17 protein-coding genes and 1 tRNA gene are annotated in these 20,259 nt (G+C 55.2%); 6 read left to right on the top strand and 12 right to left on the bottom strand.

Annotated features, from left to right (window positions below; translation table 11 throughout):
* Positions 1 to 89: 89 nt before the first annotated feature.
* Complete coding sequence (rpsT, locus tag EV681_RS19145; protein ID WP_128396816.1) at positions 90 to 356, top strand: 30S ribosomal protein S20; 267 nt, start codon at positions 90 to 92, stop codon at positions 354 to 356.
* Positions 357 to 757: 401 nt separating this feature from the next.
* Here rpsT and EV681_RS22735 read toward each other — a convergent pair whose 3' ends face one another.
* Positions 758 to 1,057, bottom strand: a complete 300-nt coding sequence (locus tag EV681_RS22735; RefSeq protein WP_014751133.1) for a DUF3579 domain-containing protein — start codon at positions 1,055 to 1,057, stop codon at positions 758 to 760.
* Between the two features lie 288 nt (positions 1,058 to 1,345).
* On the opposite strand from EV681_RS22735, the gene argF reads away from it, so the two are divergent.
* Positions 1,346 to 2,296 (top strand): ornithine carbamoyltransferase, encoded by a 951-nt coding sequence (argF, locus tag EV681_RS19135; RefSeq protein ID WP_128396814.1) that lies wholly within the window; start codon positions 1,346 to 1,348, stop codon positions 2,294 to 2,296.
* A 193-nt stretch (positions 2,297 to 2,489) separates the two neighbouring features.
* Complete coding sequence (locus tag EV681_RS19130) at positions 2,490 to 3,710, top strand: argininosuccinate synthase (RefSeq protein WP_130304881.1); 1,221 nt, start codon at positions 2,490 to 2,492, stop codon at positions 3,708 to 3,710.
* 362 nt (positions 3,711 to 4,072) lie between these two features.
* On the opposite strand, the gene EV681_RS19125 is transcribed toward EV681_RS19130, so the two are convergent.
* The 5 genes from EV681_RS19125 to EV681_RS19105 form a co-directional block, all read right to left on the bottom strand.
* Positions 4,073 to 5,953 carry a potassium transporter Kup gene (locus tag EV681_RS19125; protein WP_128396812.1) on the bottom strand — a complete coding sequence of 627 codons (1,881 nt, stop codon included), beginning with the start codon at positions 5,951 to 5,953 and terminating at the stop codon, positions 4,073 to 4,075.
* The gene (locus tag EV681_RS19120) at positions 5,953 to 7,059 is read right to left on the bottom strand and encodes a sensor histidine kinase (RefSeq protein WP_128396811.1); all 1,107 of its coding nucleotides are present in this window, start codon (positions 7,057 to 7,059) and stop codon (positions 5,953 to 5,955) included. The genes EV681_RS19125 and EV681_RS19120 overlap by 1 nt, the downstream gene beginning before the upstream one ends.
* Before the next feature lie 66 nt (positions 7,060 to 7,125).
* Positions 7,126 to 7,812, bottom strand: coding sequence for a response regulator (locus EV681_RS19115; RefSeq protein ID WP_128396810.1), 687 nt, complete (start codon positions 7,810 to 7,812; stop codon positions 7,126 to 7,128).
* 260 nt (positions 7,813 to 8,072) lie between these two features.
* Positions 8,073 to 11,153 carry an AAA family ATPase gene (locus EV681_RS19110; protein WP_130304880.1) on the bottom strand — a complete coding sequence of 1,027 codons (3,081 nt, stop codon included), beginning with the start codon at positions 11,151 to 11,153 and terminating at the stop codon, positions 8,073 to 8,075.
* Complete coding sequence (locus EV681_RS19105) at positions 11,154 to 12,290, bottom strand: exonuclease SbcCD subunit D (RefSeq protein WP_128396808.1); 1,137 nt, start codon at positions 12,288 to 12,290, stop codon at positions 11,154 to 11,156.
* On the opposite strand from EV681_RS19105, the gene EV681_RS19100 reads away from it, so the two are divergent.
* The 3 genes from EV681_RS19100 to EV681_RS19090 all read left to right on the top strand — a co-directional run bounded on the left by EV681_RS19100 (position 12,289) and on the right by EV681_RS19090 (position 13,194).
* Positions 12,289 to 12,498: a hypothetical protein gene (locus tag EV681_RS19100; RefSeq protein ID WP_128396807.1), complete on the top strand. Its 210-nt coding sequence runs from the start codon at positions 12,289 to 12,291 to the stop codon at positions 12,496 to 12,498. The two genes, EV681_RS19105 and EV681_RS19100, sit on opposite strands and share 2 nt — an antisense overlap.
* Positions 12,499 to 12,593: 95 nt before the next feature.
* Positions 12,594 to 12,908, top strand: a complete 315-nt coding sequence (locus tag EV681_RS19095) for a hypothetical protein (RefSeq protein WP_128396806.1) — start codon at positions 12,594 to 12,596, stop codon at positions 12,906 to 12,908.
* A gap of 61 nt (positions 12,909 to 12,969) precedes the next feature.
* Positions 12,970 to 13,194, top strand: coding sequence for a hypothetical protein (locus tag EV681_RS19090; RefSeq protein ID WP_128396805.1), 225 nt, complete (start codon positions 12,970 to 12,972; stop codon positions 13,192 to 13,194).
* 531 nt (positions 13,195 to 13,725) lie between these two features.
* On the opposite strand, the gene EV681_RS19085 is transcribed toward EV681_RS19090, so the two are convergent.
* The 6 genes from EV681_RS19085 to rnr form a co-directional block, all read right to left on the bottom strand.
* A tRNA-Val gene (locus EV681_RS19085) sits at positions 13,726 to 13,801 on the bottom strand.
* Between the two features lie 56 nt (positions 13,802 to 13,857).
* Positions 13,858 to 14,790 carry a DUF808 domain-containing protein gene (locus EV681_RS19080; protein WP_128396804.1) on the bottom strand — a complete coding sequence of 311 codons (933 nt, stop codon included), beginning with the start codon at positions 14,788 to 14,790 and terminating at the stop codon, positions 13,858 to 13,860.
* 344 nt (positions 14,791 to 15,134) lie between these two features.
* Positions 15,135 to 15,407 (bottom strand): HU family DNA-binding protein, encoded by a 273-nt coding sequence (locus EV681_RS19075; RefSeq protein ID WP_014751147.1) that lies wholly within the window; start codon positions 15,405 to 15,407, stop codon positions 15,135 to 15,137.
* A gap of 197 nt (positions 15,408 to 15,604) precedes the next feature.
* Positions 15,605 to 16,849, bottom strand: a complete 1,245-nt coding sequence (locus EV681_RS19070) for a cystathionine gamma-synthase family protein (RefSeq protein WP_128396803.1) — start codon at positions 16,847 to 16,849, stop codon at positions 15,605 to 15,607.
* 19 nt (positions 16,850 to 16,868) lie between these two features.
* The gene (rlmB, locus tag EV681_RS19065; protein WP_128396802.1) at positions 16,869 to 17,603 is read right to left on the bottom strand and encodes a 23S rRNA (guanosine(2251)-2'-O)-methyltransferase RlmB; all 735 of its coding nucleotides are present in this window, start codon (positions 17,601 to 17,603) and stop codon (positions 16,869 to 16,871) included.
* A 101-nt stretch (positions 17,604 to 17,704) separates the two neighbouring features.
* Positions 17,705 to 20,158 carry a ribonuclease R gene (rnr, locus tag EV681_RS19060; protein ID WP_128396801.1) on the bottom strand — a complete coding sequence of 818 codons (2,454 nt, stop codon included), beginning with the start codon at positions 20,156 to 20,158 and terminating at the stop codon, positions 17,705 to 17,707.
* Positions 20,159 to 20,259: the final 101 nt, after the last annotated feature.

Below are 20,259 nucleotides of genomic sequence, written 5' to 3'. Positions count from 1 at the left end.
ACCAGTGTTTTTGCACAGATTTCTTGCATAAAACGAAGGATATGCTAAACTACCAGACTTTGCTGAATTAACTTAATTAAAGAACTACCATGGCCAATACTGCACAAGCACGCAAACGTGCACGTCAATCCGTTGCTCGTAACAAACACAACTCCAGCCTGCGCTCACTGCTGCGCACGTCTGTCAAACGCGTACGTCAGGCAATTGATGCCGGCGACCAGGCTGCCGCAAACGAAGTGTTTGCCAAGACAACCAGCGTTATTGATCGCATAGCCGACAAAAAAATCATCCATAAAAACAAAGCTGCTCGTCACAAAAGCCGCCTGTCTGCTGCAATCCGCTCAATCAGCGCCTGATCTGCATCTCTGGCAGTACCTTGCCGGGGCAGGATAAGCGATAGCGCGCGCCAAGCCGCATCGCACCAAATACCGGCAAGCTTCACGGTTTGCGTCAATGGTAATCATAAAGCGTGGCTTTGGGCCGCGCTTTATGCTTTGTCGGCTTTCGGCCATATACCGATATACGCCCCACCATGCAGTCCCTCCCCTACTAGTCGGAGTCGCGCTTTCTGGCCAACGGCCGCCGCGACAGTTTATTTGCGCCTGACGATCCCGCAATACATCACTGCAACCGCGTCGGTCACATCCGACCGCCCGCAAGCTACGCACGCGCGTCCACACCCTGATTTACAAGGTCAGATGGTGAAATAAGGACGAGTCGGAAAAGCCTGGGATAAAAGGGAAAGGCCAAAGAAAAATCAGCGTGTCCGTTCGGACGTTTTGAGTTTGTTGTCTTTAGCAAAGTCAGCGACAAATTTCCAGGCCAGAGGTTCGAGTTCGCGCAGGCGAAAGTCAACAATCACACATTTGACGCCATCAATGATATTGGGCACAACATAGGGCGAATAGGTAATGTGATTTCCCGGACCAACATTGCCGCCGGGTCGAAAGTGCGACATCACGCCGGCGAGCCGTTCCGCCCAGTCGCTCGGGCGAAAGCGCTGGCCTTCTTCGGTAACTCCGTGGATAATTAATTGTTGCACTTCAATTATCTTCAAGAAAAAGTCTCTTGCGATAAAAACCGTCAGAGAACAAAGATATACTAAAGACAGAATTGTATATGATAGCGTCTGGCGGCATCGGCAATTTGCCGGGTTATATGAAAGAAACAACAGATATATCCCGGCACCGGAACACGCCCATTCCCTCTCAAGACAAGCGCCTGACGTCTCCCCCATAGGGTGCCGCCGGGAGTCGTATTTTTTCTTTTTCCTGTCTACTACGGGTTTTCTGTTTTATTTTTTTACCTGTTTATTTGTTTACGTTAGCGACTGAATCATCCTGCCATGACAACCTTGCAATCGACCGGCCCGATGCGGCATTTCCTGCAGATCAAAGACTTTACTTCTGACGAACTCCTCTACGTGCTCAATCGCGCGCTGATCATCAAAAGCAAATTCAAGCGATACGAACCGCATATGCCGCTGCACGATCGTACGCTGGCCATGGTGTTTGAAAAAGCCAGCACCCGCACCCGTGTATCGTTTGAGGCCGGCATGTACCAAATGGGCGGTTCGGTCATTCACCTGACCACCACCGATTCGCAGCTGGGCCGCGCCGAACCGATAGAAGATACCGCAAGAGTGATCTCGCGAATGGTTGATATCATCATGATCCGCACCTTTGAACAGACACGTATTGAGCGCTTTGCCGCCCACTCACGGGTACCGGTCATCAACGGGCTGACCAACGAATTTCATCCCTGCCAGATTCTGGCCGATATCCTGACTTATATGGAGCATCGCGGCGCCATCAAGGGCAAAACCGTTGCCTGGATTGGTGACGCCAACAATATGGCCTACACCTGGATTCAGGCGGCCCAATTGCTGGGATTCAAGATGCATGTCTCTGCCCCCAAAGGTTACCGCCTCGAAGAAGACCGGATTGCCGGGGTGTCCAGCGATGTGCTGGAACAGTTTGACGACCCGGCCGCAGCATGCCGCGGCGCCAGTCTGGTTACCACCGACGTGTGGACCAGCATGGGCTACGAAGAAGAAAACGAAAAGCGCAAACGCGCATTCAAAAACTGGCAGGTCAACAACCAGGTCATGCAGGCTGCGCAATCGGATGCGTTGTTCATGCATTGCCTGCCTGCGCACCGTGGCGAAGAAGTCACCGGCGAGGTGATTGACGGTCCGCAAAGTGTTGTCTGGGACGAAGCAGAAAACCGTCTGCATGCACAAAAAGCCTTGATGGAATTCCTGCTGCTCGGGCGATTGCCCGACGTACAAGCCTGAAACTGTCAGCAATCATGAAACGCGTTAAAATACCGTCTATGCGTCGCATCTGACACGCGCTGCAGCAACGGTTTCATGGCAATAGCTGCCACAAACCCCTGATGCAGCGTCACGCGCTGCCGGACATCCGGCGGCCCGCCTCAGACCGACAACACTGCTATTTCTCACAACCTGCTAAATATACGAGTTCCTAATGAGCGAAGTCAAAAAAGTTGTTCTCGCCTACTCCGGCGGTCTTGATACCTCAGTCATTCTGAAGTGGCTGCAAGACACCTATCAGTGTGAAGTCATTACATTTACCGCCGATATCGGACAGGGCGAGGAGCTCGAGCCGGCACGCCGCAAGGCTGAAAAATTCGGCATCAAGCCCGAGAACATTTTCATTGACGATTTACGCGAAGAATTCGTGCGTGATTTCGTTTTCCCCATGTTTCGCGCCAATGCAGTATACGAAGGCGAATACCTGCTGGGCACCTCTATTGCCCGTCCGCTGATCGCCAAACGCCAGATTGAAATTGCCAGTCAGGTCGGCGCCGATTCCGTATCACACGGCGCAACCGGCAAAGGCAACGACCAGGTTCGTTTCGAACTGGGCTATTACGCGCTGAATCCGTCTATCAAGGTTATTGCGCCATGGCGCGAGTGGGACCTGCTGTCGCGTGAAAAACTGCTGTCCTATGCTGAAAAAGCAGGCATCGAAATTGACATGAAGCACAAGAATGGGGGCGCCCCCTATTCCATGGACGCCAATCTGCTGCATATCAGCTTCGAGGGCCGTCACCTGGAAGATCCCAAGGCCGAAGCCGAAGAAAGCATGTGGCGCTGGACGGTGTCTCCCGAACAGGCTCCCGATACGCCGGAATATGTCGATCTGGAATACGAAGGTGGCGACATCATCGGCATCAACGGCGAAAAACTCACGCCTGCCCAGGTGCTGACCAAACTGAACGAACTGGGTGGCAAGCACGGTATCGGCCGTCTTGATCTGGTCGAAAACCGCTATGTCGGCATGAAATCCCGCGGATGCTACGAAACACCGGGCGGCACCATCATGCTGCGCGGACATCGCGCCATCGAGTCCATTACCCTTGACCGCGAAGTCGCCCACCTGAAAGACGACCTGATGCCACGCTATGCGGCTTTGGTCTATAACGGATACTGGTGGTCTCCGGAACGCAAGGCGTTGCAGGTGCTGATTGATCACTCACAACAGTTCGTCAATGGTTGGGTACGCCTGAAACTGTACAAAGGCAATGTCTACACAGTCGCCCGTGATTCGAAAGACACCTTGTTTGACAAAACCATTGCGACCTTCGACGATGATGGTGGTGCATACAATCAGGCAGATGCGGGTGGATTCATCAAGCTGAACGCACTGCGTATGCGCATTGAAACCACGGCCGGTCGTAAATAAATTTTTGCGCACTGCCATAAACAGACCGCCGGCATAACCGGCGGTTTTGTTTTATCTGCGCGAATGCTCGAAATTGCCAGCCCATCGCCCCCATAGGCGCTGCATAAGCACCGAAGGAGCTGCCGCCGTGCTAGCTTGAGCGGCATGCGCTCCCCCCCTGGGTGCCGTGCGACGTCGTTAAATGCCATGCTCGTTGTTGCAGCCTTGCCCCACCATTACTACTTTGGCATGTGATCAATCTGCCTGGCAAGGTAGTTACTACCTTGCCGCGTCATTGCTGCCTTACTGCCTTACTGCCTTACTGCCTGCGCCTGCCAGCTTTGCCGCAAGCACCTCAATAGCTAGAGAACGGACACGCCGGGCTACAGTTCGACCTGTATTCCCATTTCGATCACGCGGTTGGGGGGAATCTTGTAAAAGCGCGTGCTGCGCGCTGCATTGCGAGACATGAAGGCAAACAGCCTGCGGCGATAGCGCTTGATCAATGGCGCACGGTTTGACACCATGATGGTCTGGCGCGACATGAAATAGGACACCACCATCGGCGACAGATCAATCTGCGGATGAGCCGCATGAACCTGCTCGAGCACTTCAGGTACATTGGGCTCCTGTTTGAACCCATAGGTCGCCGTGACCTGCCAGGCATTAACATCGACCTCGGAAATCACGAACCGGTCCGCCTGCGAGATAAAAGGCACATCGGCACTTTTCACTGACAAAAATACCAATTGCTCATGCAACACCTTGTTATGCTTCAGGTTATGCAACAGGGCTGACGGCACGCGCTGCGGATTCGAATGCATGAATACCGCAGTGCCCGGAACGCGAGGCACGGTATCGTGCAACAGCATGTTCAGAAACGGCTTGAGCTGCTGCGCCTCGTCAATATCAATTCTGTCGAGCCTTTCCCGTCCCTTGCGCCAGGTCATCATCAGGGTAAACAGGCCCAATGCAATAAGCAACGGCAGCCAGCCACCCTCTTCGATCTTGATGGCATTGGCCGAAAACAGCAGTACGTCGATAATCAGAAAAATGCAAAGCAGTACGTAAATAAAGGTACGACGAAACCCCTTATACATTCCGGGCATTACACTGAAGGCCAGAATCGATGTAATCAACATCGTACCTGTCACGGCAAAGCCGTATGCATGAGCAAGTTTCTCAGAGCTCTGAAAGACCAGCACCAGAACAATTACCGCAACACAGAGTAGCCCATTGACGCGCGGCATGTAAATCTGCCCTTCTGCCTCACTGGAGGTATGCAGGATTTCCATGCGCGGCCACAGACCAATCTGCACCGCCTGTCGCGTGACCGAAAACGCACCCGAAATGACAGCCTGAGAGGCAATAATGGTTGCCATGGTCGCCAGAATGACCATGGGAATTTGTCCCCAGACCGGCACGGACATGAAAAACGGATTCTTCGCAGCGGCGGGGTTCTGAATGACCATGGCGCCCTGGCCGAAGTAACAAAGCAGCAAGGCAGGCAACACAAACCAGAACCAGGCCCGGCTGATGGCCGGCCGCCCGAAATGGCCCATATCGGCATAGAGCGCCTCGGCACCGGTCAGCGCCAGCACAACATACCCAAGCAGCAGAAAACTGTGCAGCGGGTCATTCATGATAAAGCGCAAGGCATATATCGGCTCCAGCGCCAGCAACACCACCGGATTGTCGATGATATTCCAGATACCCAGCAATCCCAGCGTCAGAAACCAGACAAACATGATAGGCCCGAACAGACGGCCGACCAGCCCCGTACCGTGAGACTGGATCATGAACAAGCCGATCATGATGACGACCGACAGCGGCAGAATCCAGTGGTCGAACCGGTCCGAAATGACACTGATGCCCTCCAGCGCCGACAGCACCGAAATGGCCGGGGTGATCACACTGTCACCATAAAACAGGCAGGCGCCGAATATGCCGAGCACCAACAGGATAGGCCGATACCCGGGTTTGATGTTGCGAATTGCCAGCTCCATAAGCGCCAGCACGCCGCCCTCGCCTTTATTGTCTGCACGCAGCACAAGAATGACATATTTGACTGAGACCACGATCATGACCAGCCAGAACAGGATGGACAGGATACCCAGTACCGCTTCCTGACCCACGCCAACGCCAGCACCGTTCAGGCTGGCCTGGATGGTATATAACGGACTGGTACCGATATCGCCATAGACCACTCCCAGGGCGCCAAGCAGCATGCCGGCGCCAGGAGATTTCTTTGAATCCTGTTGCATTATTTATCAACCTTAGAACGGGTAAGCCGGGTGCCGATACGTGGTCCGGGAAAAATTACGGTAATCTGGGTACCGTGGATTTGCGGGCGGCTCAGCAGGCTCCACCAGGCGCCATGGGCACGGGTAATTTCGCGCACGATTGTCAGGCCCAGTCCGGTTCCTGTGGCACCTGCCTTGGGTGACCGGTAAAAAGCATCGAAAATCTGCGCGGCATCCTCGGGATCAATGCCGCAACCATCGTCACGCACAGTGAGCGATGGCGGGTTGGATCCCACAGTCAGCGTAATATTATTTGCCCCCTGGGCGTACTTGAGCGCATTGTCGATCAGGTTGCCCAGCAACTCTTCCAGCAGCAATACATCCCCGTCTATCCACACCGCAGTGTCTGGGGCATCCAGAACAAGATCAACCCCATGCTGCCGCGTCTTGGGCACCCATTCCAGACCGGCGTTCTGTACCCATTCGCATAAATTGATTTTTGTAAAAACATCCTGGGGACGAATGCCGGGATCTGCCCTGGCCAGCACCAGTAACTGCTGCCCCAGGTGGATAAGACGGTTGCTGATGGTTTTGATTCTCTCGGCACGCTCTCGGACATCATCAGGCAGTGTGCGCGCCAGCATCAGCTCCGATTCGAGGCGCAGGCCGGCCAAAGGCGTACGAAACTGATGCGCCGCGTGGCCGATAAAGCGACGCTGGGCCACCAGGGACTCATCCAGCTTGCGCAACAAATCGTTCAGCCGATCCAGCAAAGGCAGCAGCTCGGTGGGCACGTTATGCAATTCAATGGGCTGCAGATCCTCTTCTGAGCGTTGGGAAATTTCTCCGGCCAGCATATTGACCGATCGCAGCCCCGAGCGCACCCCATAGAACACCAGCCAGGCAAATAGCGCCACCAGCAGCAACTGCCCAATGATGATCACAATGAAGATATCCTTGACCACCCAGTCAAGCGCATCCTGCATAATCAACAATGTTGCGCTGAAATCCAGAATAATGAGAACCAGCAGTGCCGGGATCAGGCGGATGATCAAGTGACGAAACAGGGAACCTTTCTGAAGAAAAGAACCGCTGCGCCGGGCACTGCCACGTTTGGGATTGGTCATGGAATAAGAGAAAAGGAAGTCCTGCCGCCGATTCTAGAGCATCGCCCGGGCAGGTTCAATGTTTTCTCAATCCGTAGCGCCAGCCGCATCGTCGATTTCAAGAAGATAACCAAACCCGCGTACGGTCTGGATTGATGTGCCGGTGCCCTCCAGGCGCTTGCGCAGCCGGTATACATAGACTTCGACCGCATTTTCGCTGAAATCGGCATCCCAGGCGGAAAGCGAATTGACGATCTGTCGCTTGGTTACCACTCTTCCGGGACGGGCCATCAGCATTTCGAGCACCGACAACTCACGCACCGACAGGTTCAGTCGCTCCCCATGGACGCGTACTTCCCGGCCTACTGTATCAAACTGCAGCGGCCCCACCTCTATGACCGGACTGGACTGACCGGACTGACGCCGCGCAAAGGTACGCACCCGGGCTGCAAGCTCGGACAGCTCGAACGGCTTGGTCACGTAATCATCGGCGCCTGCGTCAAGCCCGGCAACCCGGTCTTCGACATCATCACGGGCGGTCAGAATCAGCGTTGGCTCCTGGTGCCCCTGCGCCCGCAATTGCTTGAGAACCTCCAGCCCGTTCATATCCGGTAAATTCAGGTCAAGGAGAAGCAATTGGTACACCTGGCCAGACACCGCACCAAAAACCTGGCTCCCGTTGGAGACCCAATCAACAGCATATCCCTGTTCGCGCAGAAACTCTTGCAGGGCCGAGCCCAGAATATTGTCATCTTCGATTACTAAAATTCGCATATTGATTCTGCCTGTAGTTTAATGGTCTGCTCTATCCATATTTCTGACAAAAAGCTGAAATTTCAATCACTTAAATTGAGACCAGACCATTATTCTACTCAATTTCGCCCGGCTGCTTTTGATTTTTTTGTGCACCTGCGCAAGTGGACCGCCGACGGACCTGGCCCTCGATACGCCTGGCCCGACCCCTGCTGCCTATAGAGGGTAGTATCGTACCGGCTGCGCACCCAGGTCTGAGCAGTATCGCCGGATACGACCGTTCAGCTGCTGTGCAACAATTGTGTATCGACAATCCCGGGCGCCTGTACGCGGATCCGGCTGCCCGACACATGTGGAATAACGTCCACACGCAATGACATCTGCTCTTTGAGCTCACTGACGTGAGAGATAATGCCGATGGTCCTGCCTGCTGCCTGCAGATCAATGAGCGTTCGTATGGCAAGCTCCAGCGACTCGGCATCCAGACTGCCGAATCCCTCGTCAATAAACAGGGTATCAAGACGGATACCACCGGCATAGGCTTGCACCACATCGGATAAGCCCAGGGCCAGCGCCAGTGCAGCCATGAAAGATTCGCCGCCGGACAGGGTTGCAACGGCGCGCTGCTGACCGGTGTACTCATCCATGACATCCAGATCCAGGCCCGAGGCACCACGACCGGCCTGCTCACGGCGAATCAATTGATAGCGCCCGCGACTCATTTTACGCAGGCGCAGCGATGCGCCGATCAGCACATCATCCAGCAGCACACTCAACACGAAACGCTGCAGGCTGACTTTGCTGCCCTGACGTCCGGAAGCAACGTCGCTGAGCGTGCCGTACACCGCATATTCTTCATCCAGTGCCACACTACTTGCTCTGATTTTTACCAACCTGTCCTGCAAGGTCGTGAGTGCCAACAGGCGATCACGGATCTGCTGCCAGGCCTGCTCGGCTTGCTGGGCCACCGTAGCGGCAGCCTGTTCTTCGCGCAGACATTGATCAAGATCGGGCTGAACCAGACCATCGAGCGCCTTGCCCAGTTCGGCGTATCGCCCCCGCGTCTGATGCAGCGCTTCGTAATAGCTGTCTATTGCACTTTGCAGCGCCGCACATTGCGCCTCATCCCGTTGTGCAGTCTGCCAACTCCCGGTTTCAGCAAAGTCGCTGCGCGCCAAGGCGTCTTCGTACTTCTGCATCGCGGCTATATGAAGCTGCTTGTCCTGCGCCAGTTGTTCCCGCAGCGCAGCGATCGTAGACTGCAATCCCAGAATCTGATCCTGCCGCTGTCGAACCGCGTTCTCGGCCTGACGCCATGCCTGGGTCAACTCCTCAATTTGCCGCGTCAACCCGTCAATCTGCACACGCAGTTGGTCTTCGGCGCGACTGTGCTCTGGCAATTCCTGCTCGAGCATGCGCAACGTCGCCTGCTGGCCGCCATGCGTCACGCTCAATGTCTGAAGCTGGATGCGAAGCTGCGCCACGGTCTGTTCCTGCGTATGCTGGTCCTGTTCCAGCGTCGCCAGCTGCTGCAGCCCAACCTCCAGCTTTTGGCGCGCGGTCTGGCTCGCCTGCAGTTGTTTTTCCTGCTCATCAAATCTGATTTGCAATTGTGCCAGGTCCGAGTGTGCATCCTGTCCCAATGCTTGCCGGCGCTGATCCAGTTCGGTCTGCACCTGGTCGCACTGACGCGCCAGTTGCGTCATCCGGGCCTCGTGAGCAGCAAGTCGCTGGCCTGCCGCCTGTACGTGCTGCCTGGCCTGGCGCAACATCTGGTCGCTGATCTGGTGTCCATCCGAAGGCGCTGGTGCCGGATGAGACACACTGCCACATACCGGGCACGGTAGCCCCTGCTGCAGGCGCGCGGCCAGCCGACTGGCCTGACTCTGATGCCAGGCCAGTTCCAGGCGATCCTGTTCGCGCTGCGCTGACCGCAAGGCATCTTGCAGAAGACCCTGCTCGTTCGCCGCCGCAGCCTGTTCGTCGCGCAGCGCCTTCACACGCCCGGCGAGCGCGTCACAGGCCAGCCGCTCGCTCAGGCGCGCCTTGTTGTGCGCCACCGCCACGCTCTGGTCTGGCAGTGCCGCCACCATCTCTTGCCATGCCTTTTGCTCATGCTTCATGTTCGCCATACGCTCAAGCCTGGCTTGCTGCTCTGCTGTCTGGGCCTGTAGCGCAAGGCGCGCCTGGGTCAGATCTGCATTCAGCGTAACCAGTCGCTGCTGCTGGCGGCGCCACTCCTGCGCTTTAGGAAAGAGCGCCTGCAAGCGGCTGCGTTCGACATTGAGTGCAGCGGTCTGTTCGTAGGCGACGGCATGGGTTGCCAGGTCCGCTTTCTCCTGTGCCAGTTGCTGAGTGAGCGCCTCAAGTCGCAACTGGCTATCGGCCAGGCGCGTCTGGGTCTGTGTCAGACGCTGACTGATTTGATCGGCGCCGTCATGCAATTGCCGCAACTGTGCCGCAGCCCGGGCCTGACGTAACGCCCCTTCCTGCCCGGCAACAGCGACCTGGCGCTGCTCCAGCTGAGCCAGTTGCGCGGCCAGCGCATCGCGTTGCTCAAACTGCGCGCGTATCCGCCGGGCCTCTTCGATCTTGCGCTGTGCGCGCATATGCAGATCGACGGCGTCGGTGCGGCGGGATTTTGCCAGCGCTTCAGCGCCGGTCAGTTCCGCAATATCGACGGTAAGCTGCTTCTCCTCTGCAATATCGGCCTGTTCAAGCAATCCGGCAATCTGCAGCTCATTGGCCTCGCGGCGGGTGCGGATATCTTTGGCGCGTTCCTGCAGTTGCTGTTCGATCTGCCGGAAGATGTCGGTCTGGAACAACTGCGCAAACAGGGCTTCGCGCTTGAGCGAGGTTTCCAGCAGCAGTTCGCGAAACTTGCCCTGCGGCAATACCATCACCTTGCGAAACTGCTCTGCTTTCAAGCCCGTAATGCTTTCTACATAGTCGGTAATTTGTCCGGCCTTTTTTGCAACAAGCACCTTGGGCGTGGCATCGGTCAGATCAAGCATGACGCCTTCGGTGCCAATCTCCCGCAGGCCGCTGCCTCGGGTCTTGGGCACCCGCTGCGCGGGCTGGCGCTGAATTTCATATACCTTGCCCCCAAGCCGGAAGCCGAACACCACGCGCGCCACTGTCGCCGGATCGGCCAGGTCCGAACGCAGCGAACGGGGGTCTTTCTCATCGCCCGTGGTCTCGCCGTACAGGGCAAAACAGATGGCATCGAGCAAGGTGCTTTTGCCGGCTCCGGTCGGGCCGTTGATCAGAAATAGCGGATTAGGACCCAGCTGAGTAAAATCGAGCTTCTGCTCACCGGCAAATGGGCCGAAGGCCTGCAGATGCAAATACAAAGGAACCATTTATGCTTCCCTTTTCAATACGTTATCGACTACATCCTGCATGGCGGCGCGTTGCGCCTGCGTCATGGGCTGCCCGCTGACCTGTTCAAAAAAGTCGCTGAAGAGGGAAAACTCGTCGCGCCGTAGCCTGGCAGCAGACATCAGCGGCGCAGTATCGTCCTGGTAAAGCTGGGGTTTTTCCATTTGCAGCAAATTCGGATAGACCGCCCGCAGCTTTCCCATGGGATCAAGAATCGCGTGATCATCGGTTAGCCGGGCAAGCAGATAGTCGTCGCAGTGTGCATCGGTCTGCGCAGCGCGAACCAGCTCGTCCAGCTTGCCTTCGATTGTGCGCACATCATGGAGTGGATACAGCGGCAACGCCGTCGCCGCGGCGACGCCGTCCTGATCGATATCAACCAGCAACACGCCTTTTTTGTGTTTTTCTTCGGAAAAGCTGTACTTGAGCGGTGAGCCGCTGTAACGTATGCGCCCCTGTCGAAAGGCCTGCGGCCCGTGCAGATGGCCCAGCGCCACGTAGGAGAAACCCTCGAACAACGCGGCGGGAACCTGGTCGGCACCGCCGACAGCCAGCGGACGTTCGGATTCGCTTTCCTGGCTGCCGGCCAGAAAGCAGTGGCTGATCAGGACATGAACACCCTGAGCAGGTTTGTTTCGGGCAATTCGCTCAATCAGATACCGATGCGCCTGCTCATAGCTGTCTATAGGTTCCTGAGCAAACACTCGCGCCTGTATCGGATCAGTATAGGGAATGCCATGAAAATACAGCAGCCCCGCTTGCGTCTTGACGATAACCGGCTGCAGCATTTGTTCGTAATCGGCAATGATATGAACACCGGATGTATTCAATGGAATCGCGGCAAAACCCAGCCGGTCGGCGCTATCATGGTTCCCGGGAATAATCACAACTGGAATATTCAGTTCATGCATGCGATTCAGAAAATCATTCAGCAGCCGCACCGCGCCTGCAGGCGGGACCGCACGATCGTATACGTCCCCAGCAATCACCAGCGCATCTGCCTGATGCTGCTGGGCATAGTCTGCAATTTGCCGCAGAACATGGGCCTGGTCATCCAGCAACGGATGATTGCAGAGTGATCGACCCAGGTGCCAGTCGGAAGTATGGATAAATTTCATGAAGCACAACAACGCAAAAGAAGAAAAAAATGACCGGGACTGCCAGCCTGGCGCTGCGCCAAAGCCTGATTTGTTCAGGGCAAGCGAAGCCGTCAGACTCTATCTTATCCTGTCAGTGACCCGTTATCATCCCTGCATTTGTACGCTACAAATTTTAGCGATTGCAGCCCAATGGGTTGACAGCCGGATACCGCCTGCAATAATATAAATTCATTACCGCCTTCTAACAAAGGCGTGTATGGGGGAATTTAGTCCAACTTGCTGCCCCGACATTCGGTCAAACCAGCTAAACAGGAGCGCTCAATGAGTATTTCTGCCCCATCCCCATTCTCTTCCGTATCCACTGCCAGCAATGCTGTCAAAATCATTGTGGATAGCAATCAGGCCACGCATATCGACTCCACCGGCAACTGCTATGTCAATCCTGAGGATTGCGCCGTACAGTACAGCCCGGGCTCCAGTGCCTACATCTTTGATATCGAATTTTTGCAACAGTTGCGCCGGCATCTGCGCAAGGCCGGCTGCTTCGAACTGCAAGTGACACCACTGAACCGCGATCTGAAGAACGTTGCCGCCTCGCTACTGACCGTCCTGCAAAAGAACGTAACACCAGATTAATCCAATCCCGGTTAATGTTAGACTGCATATACCTTATTGCACCTATCAGAAGGATTGACCTATGTACAAGTTGAATGAACATGGCCGCGAATCGCTCAGCACCTTCCTGGATGCTGTCGCCAAAGCCGGCACTGCCCGTGACGCGTTTATGGTCCGTGCCGAAGAAATTGCCAACCAATCGTTCGCAGTAGATCAGAATGCTGTCATGGATATTCAGGGACCCGATACGCAAAGCGGTGACGCCGAATCGGTGCAACTGCTCAAAAGCTGGTTCGACCAAGTCTGAGGCAGTTGATCCTGCACTCAGCCCGGGATGGACGGTAAGGCCGATGCAAGACCGGGCAGGCGAAACAGATGATCAGAAACGCAGGGCAACATGCCCTGCTGCGCGCAAAAGAGATAATAAGTTAAGCGAAAAAACCATCAGAGCACACCGTCTCAAGAAGATGCGAAAGTCTCATAGCCTTTACTCATGACTTTTACTCATGGCCCGGATTTATGATCGCCGCGTTGCCGTATGGATCTGATCAAGCCGTTTCTATACCGTTTTATCAGCCGGGGCGCGGACGTGTTCTTAGTTTAAAAAAGTTCACCAAATAGGCTTGGGCACACGCGATGGCTATCGGTGCTGAGCAGCGTCTGTTGCGGCGGTAATAGTAGGCCAAGCCGTTCTCCTAAAACACACAGAACACTCCACCCCACATGCCTCTGGTAGTAGCGGCGGCACAACGACGTCATGTAGCAACGCCACAAAACAAAAAAGGGCTTACGATAAACTCGCAAACCCTTAATTCGTATTGGTAATTGACCTTCGGATTGGTGGGTGCTACAGGGGTCGAACCTGTGACCTACGCCTTGTAAGGGCGCCGCTCTACCAACTGAGCTAAGCACCCGTCGATCAACTAAGCATTAAATTATAAGGAGGTCGCCAAGACAATGCAAGCATTTTTTACGCTGCATGCTCTTTTTTGTGAAAAAGTGACACTACTGCAACAATCAGCAGACCCACGATCAGGCCGATCACAAAATGCACCAGTAAAGTGAGGATAGCGCCCAGCATGCCGGCCCCATTTGACGGCAAGACCGACTCGAGCCAATGTTCGGCCCCGGGAATGCCGTGCAAAATGATGCTGCCGCCAACCAGGAACATTGCAATGGTTCCAACAATGGACAGCAATTTCATCAGATAGGGAGCAAGCCAGAGAATGCCCTGCCCCACCTTTTGGGCGATACTGCTGCGCAGACCGGATAGGTACAGCCCAAGGTCGTCCAGTTTGACGATACCGGCGACCAGCCCATAGACAAAGACCGTAATCAGCAGCGCAATCACGCTCAGAATAATGACCTGGGTCATGATGGGTTCACTGGACACCACGCCCAGCGAAATAACGATAATTTCGGCAGAGAGAATGAAGTCGGTACGGACGGCTCCGCTGATTTTCGTTTTTTCATCCTGCGGCACCGCCTGTCCTGCCTGCTTTTCTTTGTCCTTGTGAAAGAACGTATGAATGACCTTCTCGGCTCCCTCGAATGACAGGAACGCACCACCGAGCATCAGCAGCGGCAGGATCAGCCACGGAACAAAATAGCTGATCAGCAAGGCAGCCGGCACCAGAATCACTTTATTGAGCAGCGACCCTTTGGCCACGGCCCAGACAACCGGCAGTTCCCGATCAGGGTTGACTCCCGTGACCTGCTGTGCATTCAGCGCCAGATCATCACCCAACACGCCCGACGTTTTTTTCATGGCGGTCTTGCCCAATACGGCGACATCGTCGAATGTCGCGGCCGATCCCTTGACAGCGGTCTTGCTCATCAGCGCCACGTCATCTAGCACACTTGCAATATCGTCCAGTAACGCCAGTAGGCTTCCTGCAGCCATAATGTTCCCCATTTAAGTATTTGTAGATGTCGGATATCGACAACGGCCGACTCGTGGCAATGCAACAACTTAACGCTAGCCAAAATAATACTTGAGTCTGGCGAAAATAATAAAGACTTTTCTTTGCAAACAATCGTTTTCCGGCAAACGCCAATATGAACATGGGTATCGGGCACGGCGATCCGGCAATCGAAACATTGTTTCAAACATCTGGCTTGCCCAATAACGACAAGGCGCTACAACGACCAAACAAAAAGCCGACTGCTTTTTCAAGCAACCGGCTTTTTGTTTGTGTGCGGCCAGCCCGCTGCCTTGTGCAGCGGCGGCCCACTCTCAACGCTGAATTAGTTGACAGCGTCTTTCAGTGCTTTACCTGGACGGAACTTAGGCACTTTAGCTTTCTTGATTTTGATGGCTTCACCAGTGCGTGGGTTACGGCCAGTGCGAGCAGCGCGGGTAGAAACGGCAAAAGTGCCGAAGCCAACCAGTGTTACGGTACCGCCTTTTTTCAGCTGTTGTTTAACAGCAGCGATAACGGCATCAAGAGAGCGGCCAGCAGCAGCTTTAGAGATATCTGCTTTGGTAGCGATGTATTCAACGAGTTCTGTTTTGTTCATTCAGACAACCCCAAGTTAGTAAATTATGATGGTTAATTCATCCGGAATATAATCGCCTCTAAATGAATGGCTGTCAAGAAAAAAACCTGGCAACAGCCGCATATTTATTAGCTTTTTAACAAATTTCAATCAAAAACGAAATATTGTGTTTTTTTTCATACACCCCGGCACTGTGCAAAAATCAAATTTTGCCTTGTCTATTTCCCCATGCAGCGATCAAGCGCCTGAGTAAAATCATTGATCAGATCAACTTCATCTTCAATGCCCACAGAGATTCGCAACAGGTTATCGCCGATCCCCATTTGCGCCCGCCGCTGTGCACCCATTTCATAATAAATGGTATGCGCCACCGGCAGCGACAGGGTCCGCGAATCGCCCAAATGCGTTGCCAGTATAACAACGTCCAGCGCATTGAGAAAATCAAAACAGTCAATGTCGTCAATCAATTCTACGCCCAGTAGCGCGCCATAGCGGCCGCCAAAAAGCCTTGTAGCCAACTCATGTTGTGGGTGATCGGCCAGCCCTGGATAACGCACGCTCGCAATTGCCGGATGGGATTGCAAAAACCTGGCCAGCGCAAATGCATTGGAGCAAGCCTGATTCATACGCAAGGCAAGCGTTTCGGCGCCCACTGCAATTTTATGCGCGGCCTCAGCTGACAAGGTCCCGCCCATATCACGCAGCCCTTTCTTTTTAATCTGGGTCAATCCCCAGCTGTCAGAACTGCCTTTTTTATAATCATCGTAAATATTTGCATATGTAGACCAGTCATACAGCCCGGTGTTGGTAACGGAACCGCCCAGGGCGTTGCCATGGCCGCAAATATATTTTGACAGCGAGTTCATGACCAGCGCCGCGTGCACATCGCGGCCCTTGAGCAGATACGGCGATGTCAGCGTATTGTCTACGACGTACACCAAATTATGGTCGCGACACAGCAAGCCAATATTCTCCAGATCGGCAATCTGGGTTCCCGGATTGGCAATAGTTTCAACAAACACCATGCGGGTTTCGGGCCGGATCGCCGAGCCGATGCTGGCCGCGTCGGACGGATCCACAAACGTGATATCGATGCCGAACTGCGTCAACGTACCCAGCAGGCTGTTCGTATTGCCGAAAATGTAACTGCTGGAAATAAGGTGATCGCCCTTGCGCAGCAGCGTCAGGAAGATAGCGCTTAGCGCAGCCATGCCAGTGGCAAAAGTGACGGTTCCTTTGCCCTGCTCCAGCAGGGTAATTTTGTTTTCAAGCGCCGCCGTGGTCGGTGTGCCCTGGCGGGCGTAGGTGTATCCAGGCTTACCCTGAAATACCGCCGCCAGTTCACGCGCATCAGCATAGGCGTACTCGGTCGACACATGGATGGGCTTATGAATGGCCCCATGCTCTATACGATCACGCCGATCGGCGTGCAACACAGTTGTTGTCAGCTGTTTTTCCTTCATATTGCATCTCTGATAAAAATTACTTTCTCTGACGGACAGTCTCAAACAGACACACCGCACTGGCAACGCTTACATTCAGGCTTTCGACAGACCCCAGCATCGGGATCCGGACCAGTTGGTCACAGGTTTCCCGTGTCAGTCTCCGCAGGCCCTCGCCCTCGGCGCCCATGACCCAGGCCACCGCGCTTCGGGCGTCAACCGCATGCATATCGCTGGAGGCCTCATCATCGGTACCGACAAGCCAGATATCCCGGTCCTTGAGCGCCCGCATCGTTCTGGCCAGATTGGTGACCATGATATAGGGCACGGTATCGGCAGCGCCGCAGGCAACCCGCTGCACGGTTGCGTTCAGCCCGACCGCCCGATCCTTCGGTGCGATCACCGCATGCACGCCAGCCGCATCTGCAGTACGCAGACAGGCGCCCAGATTGTGCGGATCAGTCACGCCGTCCAGAATCAGCAAATGCGCCGGCTCGGTGATGACATCGAGCACATCGTCGACGTTGACTGCCAGCTGTTTGGGATCCGCCACCGCTACCACGCCCTGATGACGCACGCCTTTGGCCAGGCCTTCTAGCCGGTCCGGCGACACGGGAATGACCTTGATTTCGTGTTGTTTGGCCAGGTCAACCAGGCTCTGCATGCGTTTGTCGCTGCGCGACGCTTCTATATAAATTTCCCGGATGGAATCGGCTGCATGACGCATTCTTGCAGTCACGGCATGAAATCCTGCCAGTATCTGACGGCTAGACATAATAGGTTCCTGAACTCAATATATTTACCACCCGATGCGCTGATCCAGAGAGGATACACGCATCGGGCTCCTGATGGCCTGATCGCTGATATCGTGCTTGATCAGCGACGGCGGGATGCTTTCTTGCCGGCGGGCTGTGCAGCCTTTTTGCCGGCTTTTTTTGCCGCGGTCCGACGCTCAAGCGCCTGCTGTCCGCGGCTTTTGATGCCGGCCGGCTTGGGCTTGGCTGCCCGCTTGGGTTGTCGCGGCGGTGTATCCTGGCGCTGGGCTTCCTTGCGCAGAGAATCGTAGGTAATGCCTTTGACCAGGGCAAACTCGATGCGGCGCGCTTCCAGATCCACGCGTGTCACCTGCACCTGCACACTGTCTGTCAGCCGGTATTTCTTGCCCGTGCGCTCGCCGCGCAATTCGTTCAGGCTTTCATTGAACTGGAAGTAATCGGTTCCCAACTCTGACACGTGCACCAGCCCTTCGACATAAAGCGTATCGAGCGTGATGAACAGGCCAAACGAGGTGACACCGGTGACCTTGCCGCTGAATACTTCACCCACATGCTCGCGTACGAACCAGCATTTGAGCCACGCTTCAACATCGCGCGAGGCATCGTCGGCCCGGCGTTCGTAAGCCGACAGGACAATCCCCAGCTTCTCCCACAGAGCGTGTTCATGCTGCTGGCGTGACTCGCCTTCAACCCACGCCACGCCGGCAGTTTCCGGAACATAAGCGCGCTTGGCCAAAATGGCCTTGATGACACGATGGGTCAGCAGATCCGGGTAGCGCCGGATCGGCGACGTAAAATGCGTATAGCTGGGATAGGCCAGGCCGAAGTGCCCGGCATCATCAGGACTATAGATCGCCTGCTGCATGGAGCGCAGCGCCATAGTCTGGATGATTTGAAAATCGGGGCGGGCCCGTGCTGCGTCGAGCAACGCGGCGTAATCCTTGCCGCTGGGTTCGTCGCCCCCGGCCAGGGACAGGCCCAGCGTGCGCAGATACTCGCGCAGATTTTTCAGTTTTTCCGGTGTCGGCCCTTCATGCACACGATACAGACTCAGGCGCTTGTTGGCCTTGACAAACTCGGCCGCGCAGGTATTGGCGGCCAGCATGCATTCTTCGATGAGCTTATGTGCATCGTTGCGCACATGCGGGACGATCTGCTCGATCTTGCCCAGTTCGTTGCTGATAATCTTGGTTTCAATGGTGTCAAAATCCATCGCGCCGCGCTGCTTGCGGGTGCCATCGAGCAGTTGATAAAGCGTATACAAGTCCTGGATATGCGGCAACACATGTTTTAAAGCACGGGCAGTAGGCCCGTCAATTTGTTGCAGCGCTGTCCAGATCTGAGTATAAGTAGTGCGTTCATGCGAATGGATGACCGCATTATAGAATTGATAGGCAGCAACCGTGCCGGCCTTGGCGCCGGTGGCCGGGATCACCATATCGCACACCAGCACCAGGCGATCTACCTGCGGATTGAGCGAACAGAGTCCATTGGACAGCTTCTCGGGCAGCATGGGGATAACTCGCCGCGGAAAGTAAACGCTGGTGCCGCGGGCCAGTGCATCGGTGTCAATGGCGTCTTCAGGACGCACATAATGACTGACATCGGCAATGGCCACCAGCAGGCGCCATCCCTTGCGCCGCCGTTGTTCTGTACCGATATTGACCGGTTCGCAGTAGACCGCGTCATCAAAGTCGCGGGCGTCCTCGCCGTCAATCGTAATAAAAGGCACGTCGCGCAGATCAACGCGACCATTCAGATCCCGCTGCATCACGGTTTCCGGCAGTGCATCTGCCTGCGCCAGCGCCGCCTCGGAAAAGCCGACAGGCACATCAAACTTGCGAACCGCAATCTCAATTTCCATGCCCGGATCGTCAATTTCTCCGAGCACTTCGATAATGCGTCCGAGCGGCTGAGTATGGCGGGTAGGCTGTTGCACGATTTCAACCGTGACCACCTGGCCATGCTGGGCGCCGCCTACATCCGATGCGGGCACCAGAATGTCATGCTTAATGCGCTGGTCTTCGGGCGCCACCACGTATATGCCCTGCTCCTGCAGCAGACGGCCTACCAGCCGGTTGGTGCTGCGTTCCAGCACTTCAACAATGGTGCCTTCGGGCTTGCCGCGATATTCTCCGGTGGGTTTGACCTGTACCCGGTCGCCATGCAATACCTTGAGCATTTCGCGTGGAGACAGGAACAGATCCTGGCTGCCATCTTCAGGAATCAGAAAGCCAAAACCATCGCGATGTCCCTGTACACGCCCAATCACATAATCTTTGGGCTTTGCCGTGACCTGCCAGCCCAGTGGCGTATTGTCCAGTTGACCGTCACGCTGCATGGCGGCCAGGCGTTTTTCCAGGCCGTCTACGCCCCCCTGCCGGGTCAGATTGAAGTGATTGATAAGCTGCTGCAAGGGTTGCGGTTTGTCTGCGCCACGCAGCAAACTGAGTATATTTTCCCGTGAAGGGACATCCGGATCGTAATCGTGGCCGGGTTCGGGCAGCGGCAGCGACGACTGCTGGGTATTAGCTGATTTTTTTCTCGTTGCCATGCGTAATTTCTTTAAAATTGGATAAGTTGCTCACCGGCCCGCGCTGGGCCTCTGGGCTTTAGGTTATCACCATTCTATTACATTAATCGGCCATCTTTGTC

It is taken from the genome of Advenella incenata (assembly GCF_004217095.1).
GTDB classification, from domain to species: domain Bacteria; phylum Pseudomonadota; class Gammaproteobacteria; order Burkholderiales; family Burkholderiaceae_B; genus Advenella; species Advenella incenata.
Note: the sequence above shows the minus strand (reverse complement) of the source record. Positions and strands in the feature narration are given on the sequence as shown.